This is a genomic window from Methylococcales bacterium, from assembly GCA_030949405.1.
Lineage (GTDB): Bacteria > Pseudomonadota > Gammaproteobacteria > Methylococcales > Methylomonadaceae > WTBX01.
In genome coordinates this window covers 262501-276139 of the sequence record JAUZSN010000002.1, presented here as the reverse complement: position 1 = coordinate 276139, position 13639 = coordinate 262501, and the positions used below count along the sequence as shown (strand labels likewise).

General features: G+C 38.0%; 6 protein-coding genes. 4 read left to right on the top strand and 2 right to left on the bottom strand.

What is annotated here, in order from left to right; all coding sequences use genetic code 11:
• Positions 1 to 49 precede the first annotated feature (49 nt).
• The 4 genes from can (at position 50) to Q9M50_01475 (ending at position 4722) form a co-directional block, all read left to right on the top strand.
• Entirely contained in the window at positions 50 to 694 is a 645-nt protein-coding gene (gene can / locus Q9M50_01490; GenBank protein ID MDQ7089310.1) for a carbonate dehydratase, read from the top strand.
• A gap of 47 nt (positions 695 to 741) precedes the next feature.
• A complete protein-coding gene (locus Q9M50_01485; GenBank protein MDQ7089309.1) occupies positions 742 to 2331 on the top strand; it encodes a SulP family inorganic anion transporter in 1590 nt (529 codons plus the stop codon).
• A 166-nt stretch (positions 2332 to 2497) separates the two neighbouring features.
• Positions 2498 to 2986: a hypothetical protein gene (locus tag Q9M50_01480; protein ID MDQ7089308.1), complete on the top strand. Its 489-nt coding sequence runs from the start codon at positions 2498 to 2500 to the stop codon at positions 2984 to 2986.
• A gap of 365 nt (positions 2987 to 3351) precedes the next feature.
• The gene (locus tag Q9M50_01475) at positions 3352 to 4722 is read left to right on the top strand and encodes a porin (protein ID MDQ7089307.1); all 1371 of its coding nucleotides are present in this window, start codon (positions 3352 to 3354) and stop codon (positions 4720 to 4722) included.
• A gap of 370 nt (positions 4723 to 5092) precedes the next feature.
• Here Q9M50_01475 and Q9M50_01470 read toward each other — a convergent pair whose 3' ends face one another.
• Together Q9M50_01470 and phoU are read right to left on the bottom strand one after the other, a co-directional pair.
• On the bottom strand, positions 5093 to 12277 hold the full coding sequence (locus tag Q9M50_01470; GenBank protein ID MDQ7089306.1) for an amino acid adenylation domain-containing protein: 7185 nt from the start codon (positions 12275 to 12277) through the stop codon (positions 5093 to 5095).
• Positions 12278 to 12914: 637 nt separating this feature from the next.
• Positions 12915 to 13637, bottom strand: a complete 723-nt coding sequence (gene phoU / locus Q9M50_01465; GenBank protein MDQ7089305.1) for a phosphate signaling complex protein PhoU — start codon at positions 13635 to 13637, stop codon at positions 12915 to 12917.
• Positions 13638 to 13639: the final 2 nt, after the last annotated feature.

The following is a 13639-nucleotide window of genomic DNA, read 5'->3' as shown; positions in this document are numbered from 1 at the left end:
CGCTACTATAATGCAAGACACCAAATATTTTTTTTATTGAGAGAATTCTATGCACACCTGTAACGATTTATTACAAAATAACAAGGAATGGTCTGAGCAATTAAAGACAAAGAACCCCTCTTTTTTTGAGCAGTTATCTAAAAAACAAACCCCTAAATTTTTATGGATTGGCTGTTCTGATAGCCGTGTTCCCGCAGAAATTATTGTCGGTGCAAAACCAGGCGATATGTTTATTCATAGAAATATTGCTAATCAGGTTATTCATACGGATTTTAATTGTCTGAGTGTCTTGCAATATGCGGTCGGTATACTTGAGATTAAACATATCATCGTTTGTGGTCACTACGGATGCGGCGGTATTATGGCGGCATTAAATAAACAGCGTTCAGATCTGGTCATTACCAATAAATGGCTAATGCATATTAAAAATACCTATCGTCTGCATCAGCAAGAAATAGATTCATTGGCGACCGAAGAAGAGCGAGGTAATCGGTTAGTTGAATTAAATGTAATCGAACAAATTCATGCTTTGTCTCATACATCCATCATTCAGGAGGCATGGAAAAATCATCAACGCCCGACTTTGCATGGTTGGGTTTATGGTTTAAATGACGGTCTAATTAATCCTTTAATTACTCTAAAACCCAATGACCCTATTAATCCAATTTTTCAGTATCAGGATGTTAGTACTTGATAAGTTTTACTTCTCTAAAAGTTTAATTATTAAAAAAGAGATAAATCGTGATTCATAAACATATCCATTATTATGCAACGTATTTAAAACAAGACATTCCAGCGGGAATAGTCGTATTTTTGGTGGCTTTACCCTTATGTCTTGGTATTGCACTAGCCTCTGGAGCCCCCCTTTTTGCAGGGTTAATTGCTGGTATGGTTGGAGGTATCATTGTATCTTGGGCGAGTGGTTCACAGCTTAGCGTTTCAGGACCTGCGGCGGGTTTAACTGTTATTGTACTGGGTGCTATTGAACAATTAGGCAGTTATCCTGGATTTTTAGTTAGTGTGGTTTTAGCGGGTGTTATACAACTCATTCTTGGTTACTTCCGTGCGGGTATTATTGGTGCTTTTTTTCCATCATCGGTCATTAAAGGCATGTTATCCGCTATTGGTTTAATTCTTATTATCAAGCAATTGCCTCATGCTGTCGGCTATGACTCTAGTTTTCAGGGAGGTGAAAGCTACATGAATGAAACGGCCTCTAGTAGTTTTTATGATGTACTCGAGGCTTTTAGCTCTATTTCCATGGGGAGTACTATCATTACACTGGGGTCTTTATTGATTCTAATTATCTGGGAAATGTCTTGGGCAAAATGTTTTAACTGGTTGAAACTAATTCCTGGACCCTTAGTTGTCGTAGGCTGGGGCATTGGTTTTAATAGTGCTGCCTTACAATGGTTTCCAGAATTTTCGATCAATGGTAATCATTTAGTTTCTTTGAAAATAACGGCCAATATTAGCGAGTTTGCTGGCTTATTTATACAGCCCGATTTTAGTTTTCTTAGTAACCCTCAGGTCTATTTCATAGCGGTCACATTAGCTATTATTGCCAGTTTGGAAACGTTACTGAGCTTAGAAGCGGTTGACAAACTGGACCCATTAAAACGAATTGCCCCCACTAATCGTGAGTTAAAGGCACAGGGGCTTGGTAATATTATCAGCGGAATGCTGGGCGGTTTACCCGTTACCGCAGTCATTGTACGTAGTTCCGCCAATATTAATTCAGGGGGTCGCACGCGTATTTCTAGCTTTTTTCATGGCATTTTATTGTTTCTCAGTATACTGTTTTTTACACACCTGCTTAATTTAATTCCTTTAGCTTGTTTGGCAGGAATTTTACTACACATAGGGTATAAACTAGCAAAGCCTCAGCTATTCATCTCACTTTACCGTCAGGGTTGGAACCAATTTTTACCCTTTATCATCACCGTCATTGCCATATTAACCACCGACTTATTACAAGGGGTCTTGATTGGTATCGGCTTTGGTATTTTTTTTGTTATCAAATCAAATTATCACGAATCCATTACACTGCATCATGAAGAAAATAATTACACCCTAACCATGCATAAAGACGTATCATTCTTAAATAAAGCGTTATTAAGGCGACTTTTGAATGAAATTAATGAAAATAGCACCGTAATAATTGATGCTTCTAAAGCAAAATTTATTGATTTTGATATACAAGAAACGCTGGTAAATTATCTGAAAACAGCACCTGATGATAATATTGTTATTGAAGTTTTTGGTTTGCCAACAGGACAAATACTGCAATCAAAAAGTGTGACTATTCACCCTGTTTTACCTAAAAAATAGGTTAAGATAACACGCAAAAAATAACCTCTATTGTAAATTACAAATGGGAGTACAAAACATGTTTTGTACTCCGATAAATACATTTATTGAGATATATTATTTGTTACGAGTTACCTAAATCACTGTTTACACAATGATCTTTTAAAAAATAAAGTCTAAATACATCATGAATATTTACAAGGTAATACTAACTGCTTGGCAACATGATAAAAAAAACGAGTCGAACCGACAAATGCTAATAAGAGTAGGCATAAATTTTCTATTGTTATTTTTTATTATTCTAATATTTGATTCATTATTAGATTGGTTTCTAGCGGGTATTCATTTCATTTTTGGACTTATTCACCTTTTTACCGAATCCATTGAGTATATCGTTGGAGCGATACTCGAACACTCATTGGAAACCAATTCTAAACAAAGTGACATCATCATCGCAAATAGTACGATTTTTATTGCCTTGTATCTGCTTTATCATTTTTATCGTGCTGCACCAAGGCTATGTGTTCGATTGAAAAAAATGTTATCGACTCTCTATGCAAGATGGGTAAGGAAAGAAACCGCTTATTGGCAAGCCTTACCGTTAAGCCAAAAAATTTACTGGATTATATCTCATATATCTGGTTTTAGTGGTCTGTTACTTCTGATGACACTTTAAAATAAAAAATTAGAGTTCAAGTCAATAAATCAAACCTAACCCATTAATAGTAAATTAGTTTTATGGGTTAAAATCTATATCCATCCCCCAAGTTACCCCTGTCCTCACTATAATTTCTCATATTTTTTACCTAACACTCAATCCTCAAATTTTTAGTTATTAACTTTTTAAAATAGCCTAAATTTCCCCCCAACAGGTGATTTTTTTGTGGTCTCCATTAGAATTCATTTTAATTTTTTTAAAGCGTTTGAATTTATCAAGAATAATAAAAATAGGAGGTTGTCATGGTTTTGTCATCTTGACCGATTATCCTTTGTGTAGATTTTACAACAAAATGTTTTTTATAATACAAAGGTATTTTTATTATGTTAATAAATAAAAAATGCGGCGCTTCTTTATTCGCTCTTGGTGTGATCGCTTCTGTAGCAAGCTTTTCCGCACAAGCGGCTGATAAAGAATTACTCAATATTCTATTGCAAAATGGTTCAATCAACCAATCACAATATAATACATTACTTAAAAAAGAAACCATCAGCAAAAAAGATGTCAATAGTATAATAACTAAGCTGGATAAAAATGGTTTGCAATTTGAAACCGCAGACAAAGAATTTAAAATGAAAATTGGGGGGCGTTTACATGCAGATGCCTCTTTTCATAGTGGTGATAATTATATTGCTGGCGATTCTGCAACCAATGGGACTGAAATTCGTCGCGCCCGCCTTTATATAAAAGGTGTTATGTGGGATGATTTTAAGTACATGTCTGAATTTGATTTTGCGGACAATAAGGTAGCTATTAAAGATTTACTTGTTACCTATACGGGTCTAAACTGGCTGGATATTACGGTCGGTAATCAAAAACAAGCTATCAGTATGGAATTACAAGAAAGTTCAAATGATATTATGTTTACCGAACGTTCTTTAGTTAATACGCTCACCGGCCCTGCATTTGATCGTGCTATTGGTTTAAATCTTAAATCATCAGGAAAAGACTGGTCAGCACAACTTGGGGTTTATAGTGAATCTATTGGCTCAAGCAGTTCTGCTGGGGGAGACGAGGGCTGGGGAATGTCATCTCGTGTTACTTATGCCCCCATCAATACTAAAAATCAGGTTGTTCATTTAGGTGCATACGGTGGTTTTAGAGAAACTAGCGACAATAACGATATATTAAATGGTGGAAAAAACACCCGTTTCAGCTACGAAACAACGCATTCATCTAATTTAAAGTTAACCGATACAGGCAAAATTAGCAACTCTGAAAATCTGTCAATAGCAGGGTTTGAAGCCGCCTATATGCAAGGTCCTTTTTCAGTACAAGGTGAATATGCCTACGCATGGTTAACGCGTGATGGAGAACCTAGTGTCGATTTCAATACTTTTTATGTACAAGCAGGCTGGACATTAACAGGTGAATCTCGTTCTTATAAAGGTTCTGATGGTGAATTTAAACGTCTAAAACCTGCTAAAGATTTTAGCTTAAAAAATGGGGGCTGGGGTGCATTAGAGTTAGCTGCACGTTATGATCAAGCAGATATGACTTCAGAAAATATCATTGGCGGTAGTGAAAAAGCAGTTACCCTTGCTTTAAACTGGTATCTAAACCAAAACGTTCGTTTAATGGCTGATTATCGCAGAGCATTTGATGTTGAAAATAGTGCAATTTTAGCTGCTGAAAATTCAGGTGATCTTGAAGGCGTGAATACCTTTTCTCTCCGTGGGCAATGGGCATTTTAATCTATAGTCAGCCTGATAATATTCATGCGTTTACTTTGCGTACACAGTGGGCCTTCTAAAGCGTCTAAAAACGGGGTGAGTTTTTTCAGCTTAGGAGTGCTTCAAACCTCCAAGGTCTTCAAGACCTTGGAGGTTTTAGTCTCGTGATTGCAGCTTATTCTCGTTACCAAGCTCCAGAGGCTGTGAAAGTATTCACCCATTTAATGCGATATAATAGCAGTATTATTAAGGGGTCGGAGTAATTTAAATGTATTTTATTTCATTGATTTACTAGTTTTAAACAACTCCGACCCCTTGATTTCGCCCCTTGATTTCTATTCCGAAGTTTCACTTGGGAATGCCTCTCCTTATAAACCACAACTCAATATATTTATTTTTTATATTTCGCCCCCCCCTGATCCCCCTGCATCTTATCTAAACACGCTCGTAACAACTTAGCCGTTGTTTTCACATCCTTCCCCAAATAAGTAATCTTTTCATGCTCACCTTCGGGCAACTGATAATCATCCACCCGTCCTTTCACCGAAGCCACCCACTTTAACGTCGATTCCTTATCTGAAAGAACCTTCGTCATTAATAAAGTTAAATTCCCTGAATACACCTTGGGCTGATAACGAAAAATACTATTTTTATGCGCCTCTTTGCGTAACCTAATCAGCTCATCTGTTGAAAGATTAACCGCTAATTCCGCATCAGGGAAAACTATTCTCAACGCTTTTTTACTTTTATCCACAAAATAATTAAGCCACTGGTCAAAGGAAAGCTGTAATAACGAGTTCCCATGCCGTTTAAATTTAGGCCACATTATATTAACCCATAAATCCTTAAAATTTTCACCCCCCGTGTGTAACGACGTTTCAATCAAAATTAAACGCTGAACGTCTTGCCCTTGTGCCTGTAATTGTTGAGCAACTTCTAACATAACTCGCCCGCCTAAACACTCGCCAACCAGCAAATAAGACCCTTGTGGCTGTATAGAACGAATCGCCTTAACACAATCTGCGGCCATTTCATTAACACTCGTATACGGCGCTAACACGCCATCTAACCCTCGCGCCTGTAATCCATAAACAGGTTGATCCTTCCCCAATAAATAAACCAACTTGACTAAATTCATCAACTCGCCTTCACCTGCACTCCCACCCGGCATAATAAATAGCGGCTTTTTAGTGCCTCCTTGTTGTAAAGGAACAAGAACCGACCCCTGTTTATTTTTTTGTGAAGACTGTTGTTGTAATTGCTCATCAATACATTGAGCCAACTCTGCAATCGTAGGATGCTCAAATAACGACCGTAACGGAATTTTTAGTTGAAAAACTTTTTGTATTTGAGCCATCAAATGAGCCGCAAATAAAGAATGCCCGCCCATCGTAAAAAAATCGTCATGAACATCAATATGAGTCGCGCCTGTGTCATCTAAGATTTTAATCCCTAAAATAGCCACCCAAATTCTCGCTAAACGCTCTTCGGTGAGCGTATGCGGGGATTGAAAATTATTCGCCTGTTGAGACTGATGAGTCACTTTGGGTAACGCTAACCGATTAATTTTTCCATTGGCGGTTAACGGTAAAGTCGGCAACACCTGTATTTGTGACGGCAGCATGTAATTGGGAAGCTTAGTTTTTAACCACGCCTGTAATTCGTCCTCTCTTAGATTATCCGATTCAGAGGTAATGTACGCCTGTAAACGTTCTTTTTCATCAACAATCACCACCGCTTCGTTCACTTGAGAATGCAAACATAAATTAGCTTCTATCTCCCCTAATTCAATCCGAAACCCATGTAATTTTATTTGATGGTCAATGCGCCCTACATACTCTAAATTACCCTCGGGCAACCATTGAGCAAGATCTCCTGTTTTATAAATACGTTCTTTTTTTCCCGCTAAAGTCAGTTCAATAAATTTTTCAGCGGTTAAATCAGCTCGGTTTAAATAACCCCGTGAAACGCCTGCGCCTGCAATGCACAATTCACCTATCATGCCTTCAGGAAGTAATTGATCGTTTGCATCCAAAATATAAAAACGCGTGTTAGCAATAGGCTGTCCAATAGAAGGCGAACGTTTTAAGGGCGACTTAATTCGATAGGCGGATGACCAAACCGTGGTTTCCGTCGGCCCATAAACATTCCATAATTCATCACTATTTTTTAATAAATAATTCGCTAATTCAGCAGGTAAGGCTTCGCCGCCACAAAGTAGGGTTAAGGGATGTTCGGCCTGCCAATCACTGTGTTTTAACAATTGCCATGTCGCAGGAGTCGCTTGAATTAAGCTAATTTGATGTTCAACTATCTGCTGTTGTAATACAAACGCATCGGTGGCCATTGCTTGAGTCGCAAGATATAAACACGCCCCCGAAATTAATGGCAAATAAAGCTCTAATGCAGCAATATCAAACGATAGCGTAGTTACGGCTAATAGCTTATCGTTATCCGTTATCTTGGTAAGCTGCTGCATCGCCTGTAAAAAATTCGTCAAATTCTGCTGTTCAACCATCACCCCTTTTGGCTTTCCTGTTGAACCCGAGGTATAAATAACATAAGCTAAATCGGTTGCTTTAATCGGATGAATAGGATTATTAACCGATAAGGGCGCGGTCTCTATTTCATCTAAACACTGAACCCGACAATCCTGTTTTAAGTCATTAAGGGGAAGCTGTTGTTTTAAATGACCTTGCGTAAGTAATAACGGCGCGGCACTGTCTTCAAGCATGTATTGAATTCGCGCCCGTGGGTAATGAGGATCAATCGGAATATAAGCCCCGCCGATTTTTAAAATCGCTAACAGCCCAATAACCATTTCAAAAGAACGTTCTACCGCAATGACAATTAAAGGATTATTTGTTAATAAGGGGCTGTCGTCCGTGTTTTTAAGATGAACTAAATAATCCGCCCATTGATTGGCCTGTTGATTAAGCTGTTGATAACTTAAGGATTGGTTTTCAAAAACAATCGCCACTGCATCGGGGGTATTTTTCACCTGTTGTTCAAATAAGCCGACCATATTCGTTGGCTCAGGGTAGCTAACCGTCGTTTGATTCCAGTGTTGCACGTTCTGATTATCATCGGCTGTCAATAGCGTTAACTGACACGCCGCTTGATCTGAGTGCATGACAATCGACCTGAGTAAGCCCTCAAAACGCTCACTCATTCGCGTTATCATTTCAGCATCAAATAAATCAACCGCATAACGCCATTTACAATAAAATTGCCCGTCTTTTTCTTCAATATCTAAACTTAAATCAAACTTTGCATAAGGATTTTCAACCGCTAAAGCGCGAATGTCTAAGCCCTCTAATTCCAAATTAACCGTTTCATGGGTTTGTAAGCTAAATAAAACTTGAAACAACGGACTATGGCTAGGGGTTCGTGTCGGTTGAAGCTCTTTTACAATCACTTCAAAAGGAATATCCTGATGACTATAGGCTTCAAGACACATTTTTCGCGTGGCCTGTAAAACCTCATTAAAGGTTTGTTCCCGTTTAAATTGAGTACGTAAAACTAAGGTATTGATAAAAAAACCGATTAGATTTTCTGTACTTTGATGAGGACGATTGGCAATCGGGCTGCCGATACAAATATCGTTCTGACGACTGTAACGTGATAACAACAGGCTAAACGCGCTTAATAAGGTCATAAAAACACTCACATTTTGTTGCTGACTGAGTGTGGCTATTTTTTGACTCAAGGACGGCGATAAAACCTGCTGAAAACTGTTCCCTTCATAACTTTGTTGTTCAGGACGAAGTCCTTTTAACGGAAGCTCCAATAAGGTGGGAATGCCTGTTAACTGGGTTTTCCAATAATCAATTTGTTGTTGTAAGACCTCTCCTTGTAACCAATTAATTTGCCATAAGGCGTAATCACTGTATTGAATCGGCAAGGGAGCGGAATCGGGTTGTTTATCCTGTTGAAACGCCTGATAAGCCTGTTGTAAATCCCGAGTAAAAACGCCAATAGACCCCCCATCACTAATGATATGGTGCATCGTCACCAGTAAGGTACTTTGCTGGGGATTTTGTTCAAATAAATCAAATCTAATTAAGCAATCATTGGCCAAATTAAACGGGGTATTGGCTTGCTGTTTGAGTTGTTTTTGAGTTTCTTCTAAAGTAGAAACCGAGTGATGAGTTAGACGCTTAGAAAGAGTATTTAAAGGACGCGTTTTTAGGTGCGCTTGACCTTCTTGCGTTAAAAAATTAGAGCGTAAGGTCGTGTGTCGTTCCAATACCCACGCTAAACTTTTTTGTAACACCTGATGATTTAAACCACCTGTTATTTGAAAGGCAAATGGAATGTTATAGGTCGCTTGATCCTCTTCATTAAATTGATTTAAAAACCACAGCCGTTGCTGGGCATACGAGAGTTGAATCGGGATATCGGTCGCTTGTCGTTCTATCGCAGGTAAACACACGGTATTATCAGTGCTGTCAATCGTATCCGCTAAGTTAATCAGTTTGGAATAATCAAAAATATGACGGATGGTTAATTCCACCTTAAATGCCGCTCTAATTCGGATAATTAACTGTATCGCTAATAATGAATGACCGCCTAGTTCAAAAAAATCATCTTCTTGATAAATTTTTTCATGATTGAACAGTGCCGCCCATAAACCTGCAAGCTTTATTTCTGTGGGCGAGGACGGTAAATGCGCGGCTACTTTGTCTTCTAAAGGCAGCGGTAAGGCATTCCGGTCAATTTTTCCATTAGGCGTGAGTGGGAAATGCGCCAATCTGATTATTTGTGCGGGAATCATATAATCAGGCAAGGTATTTTTTAAGGCGGCTCGTAATTCTTTTATTTCAATCGCCGTATTATCACTGGTTATATACCCCAGTAGACGCGGGTTTTCATCCTTTGAATATAAAATAACCACGGCTTCGTTCACATCGGACTGTAAGCATAAATTAGTTTCTATTTCCCCTAATTCAATCCGAAACCCATGTAATTTTATTTGATGGTCAATACGCCCTAGATACGTTAAATTTCCATCGGGCGACCAACGAGCTAAATCCCCTGTTTTATAAATCCGCTCCTGTTTGCCAAATAACGAAATCTCAAAAAACTTTTCAGCGGTTAAATCTAAGCGGTTTAAATAACCACGAGATACGCCTGAGCCTGCAATACATAATTCACCCATCACGCCAATAGGAAGAGGCTGATTCATTTGATTAACAATATAAAAACGCGTATTTGCAATCGGTTGTCCAATGGAGGGCAAGGTTGTTAACGGCGATTTTATTTGATACGCCGATGACCAAACGGTGGTTTCTGTCGGCCCGTAAACATTCCATAATTGAGTGCTGTTATTTAATAAATAATTCCCCAATTCCATCGGTAACGCTTCGCCGCCACAGAGAATAGTGAGGGGTTTTTCAGTTCGCCACTCACTGTGTTTTAATAATTGCCATGTGGCGGGCGTGGCTTGCATGATGCTAATGTTATTCAGCACTAATTCTTTTTGCAAAACAAACGCATCATTAGCGGTTTCTTGAGCCGCGAGGTATAAACGACTGCCTGAAATAAGGGGTAAATAAAGTTCTAAAGCGGCAATATCAAAGGATAAAGTGGTCACGGCTAATAAATGGTCGTTAGCTGTGATTTGAGTTAATTGCTGCATGGCTTGCAAAAAATTACTGAGATTAGCCTGTTCAACCATCACCCCTTTAGGTTTCCCCGTAGACCCTGATGTGTAAATAATATAGGCTAAATCATCGCTGTGAATTTGTTTTTTTGGGTTTAAAAATGACTGCTCGCTAAGATTAATTTCATCAATACACTGAATTAAACACGCGTGTTTAAGAGTCGCTAACGGCAGTTTATTTTTTAAAGTCTGTTGCGTTAAGACTAAGGGCGCGGCACTGTCTTCAAGCATATAGCGAATACGTTCACGGGGATAATGAGGGTCAATAGGAATATAAGCCCCGCCCATTTTAAGAATGGCCAATAACGTAATCAGCATCTCTAAAGAACGCTCGACTGCAATCACAATCAATGGATTCTTATTAAAAATGGCGTTGCCCTTAGCGTCCTTAAGTGTTGCTAAATAATGGGATAATTGATTCGATTTTTGATTTAATTGTTGATAACTTAACGATTTATTTTTAAAAAAAAGGGCGATGTTATCGGGCGTTTTCTCAACGTGCTGTTCAAAGCGGCGAATAAACGGTTGAAAGTCCGAAGTTTCAACCGCTGCGGTATTCCATCGTTGTAAGGTTGAAATTTCAGGGTCGGTAATAATCGGTAAATCACAAATAAGCGTCGTACTGTCCTTAATGACGGCTTTAAATAAATTAAATAAACTCGTTTGTAATGCACTGATTTCCTCAGCTTTAAAATACGCCCGATTGTAAACAAAATGAATTTTTACATCGGAATCGACATTAAAATCTTGAATATGAATCATTAAAGGCATTTGTTCCCACGCATATAATAATTGCGTGGTTTCGGTCTCAATATTAGCAAAACGCGCATCAAAACTAAAACGTTGATACGACACACTTAGACCAAATAAAGAAGTCGTTTTATGCGACTTATCTTGATTGATAATCCGCTTTATATCACTGGTGGGAAACGGCTGATGTGCTAAATCTTCTTTTAAGGTTTGATGAACTTTTTGTAATAAATCGGCAAAACTTAAGTGTTGACCAAAGTTAAAATGAGATGAACCGATTAGGGTAAAAAGACCTGCTATTTTTTTAAATTCAGATTCCGAGCGATTTAAAGTAGGGTAGCCAACCGCAAAATCATCCCGCTGTCCTGTTTGAGTAAAATAAACATAAAGCGTTGCTAAAAACACCCGAAAAAATGTAACACCCTGTTGATGGGCCAGTGAATTTAATTGCTGGTAAAACGAACGCGGCATAACCCATGTATTGCAATCACTGCCAATAAATTTTTCAGAGTATTGACTGCGATAATGCGGAATTAACAACGGTTCGGGCGCGGATTTATAGCGGTTTACCCAATACGCCTGTTTATCCGCAAAATCCTTTGAATCCACATAAGTACGATCATAGCGAATAAAATCGCTATAAGAAGGGCTTTCCAGTGATGGTTTTTTTTGATTGACTAAGTCGGTATAAATCTCAGCCAATGAGCGACTTAGATGAGCCATGCTAAATCCATCGACAATAAGATGATGGTATTGCATCAAGACGTAATAACAGTGAGAATCTGTTTTAATTAAGTCATACCGACATAATAATTCGGTTAATGAAAATGCATCGTCGGCTCGTTTTTCCATCCATTTTATCGCAACTGCATCTGAATTAGGCTCAGTTGAGAAATCCCATAAGGGGACGGTTACGTTAATGTCTGACACGTAAGTTTGTAATGGCGTGCCATCATTTGCGTATTCATCAGTAAGATGAGTGCGTAATGTATCGTGCTTTTTAATTAAACAATTAACAGCTTTTTCAAAGCGTTTAGGATTAATAATACCTGATATTTTGATATAACGCGCCCGATTATAAAGTGGAATGCTCTCGTGTAAAATTTGGTCAAACCAGATTTCACGTTGTGGCGCGGTCAGAGGAAAATTTTTTTTTGTCATAAAGGGTGATACTGTTTCTAATATTAACCCCTCTGAAAAGTTTAAAATAGAGGACAGTCGGTTTCACTCCGCCTAATAAATGAGGTGTAGTGAGGGAAGAATAGTAAATAAGGTTTAAAGGTTTCAGTGGCTATTATTAATAGTCTGTTTCCTAATTTTTCTTACCCTTTCAAACGATACCATTTGTCCTAGTATTCTTTCTAGATAATTTTGGGGTTTAATTAAGTTAAAAAGGTGATTAAACATTAACAGATGTAACGTAAGGAATCAAAATACTAAAAGAATTTGGGTTAAAATTCCATTTATATTTTAAAAGTGTGACTTGTATTCAATAAATATCACACTTTAATAAAATAAAAACTGAGGGTTGGGGATTTTTTTCGAGGATTTATGACCGCTCATTTCAAGGTTGAAATCAGGTGATAATTTGGCCTTCTTCATTTATCTAAAAAGGTAGTTTACTACTTTATTCTTAAAAATAGGGTGGCGTAAAATATGCGTTAACTATTTTCGTGACTCACCAACCGCTAATGCTATTAAATTCCAGTTTAAACTGTAAACCGAAAAATGAAGGATGCCCAAATAAGTGACCATAATGTATTGAGTCGATTCCCTTTACATTAAGCCACGCTAGTCGTTACGCTTTTGATTGAATTCGCTCGCTTAATTCTTCAGCACTTAAATGACGAACATCTTCCCCTTTAACCATGTAAATAATATATTCACTCATATTACACGCATGGTCGCCAACCCGTTCTAATGCACGGGCTGTCCATAATAAATCTAATGACTGGCTAATGCTTCTTGGGTCTTCCATCATCTTGGTAATTAATTGGCGTACAATTCCCTTATACTCACGGTTAACTTTTTTAACCTGTTCCTTAATCGTGACAACGTCATGAATATTTAAGCGTGCAAAGGCATCTAAGGCATTATGAAGCAGGGTACTTACCATTTCAGATATGTGTTGTAATTCATAATAGTCATCCTGATTTTCACCACCCGCTAAATGAATCGCCATTTCAGCAATACGTTTTGCTTGATCCCCTACTCGTTCAATTTCAGTGATTGTTTTAATCACTGAAATTAAGAGTCTTAAATCAAAAGCTGTCGGCTGGCGTAATGCAATAATTTTGATGCACTCACGATCAATTTCTAATTCTAAATTATTAACACGATCATCTTGTTTGATGACTTCTTCTGCAAGCTGAACATCCCCTTTGGAAAAAGCTTGCGTTGCTAATTTGATTTGTTGTTCAACTAAGCCGCCCATCGTTAACACTTTGTTGCGAATATCCTCCAGCTCGCGATTAAATTGTTCCGAAATATGATGCCCAAGTTTATTATTATTAGTTTCCATGA

Bases quoted from the DNA above. Each gene is read 5' to 3' on its own strand.
- Q9M50_01470 (MDQ7089306.1), bottom strand. From the start codon at position 12,277: ATGACAAAAAAAAATTTTCCTCTGACCGCGCCACAACGTGAAATCTGG.
- can (MDQ7089310.1), top strand. From the start codon at position 50: ATGCACACCTGTAACGATTTATTACAAAATAACAAGGAATGGTCTGAG.
- Q9M50_01475 (MDQ7089307.1), top strand. From the start codon at position 3,352: ATGTTAATAAATAAAAAATGCGGCGCTTCTTTATTCGCTCTTGGTGTG.
- Q9M50_01480 (MDQ7089308.1), top strand. From the start codon at position 2,498: ATGAATATTTACAAGGTAATACTAACTGCTTGGCAACATGATAAAAAA.
- phoU (MDQ7089305.1), bottom strand. From the start codon at position 13,637: ATGGAAACTAATAATAATAAACTTGGGCATCATATTTCGGAACAATTT.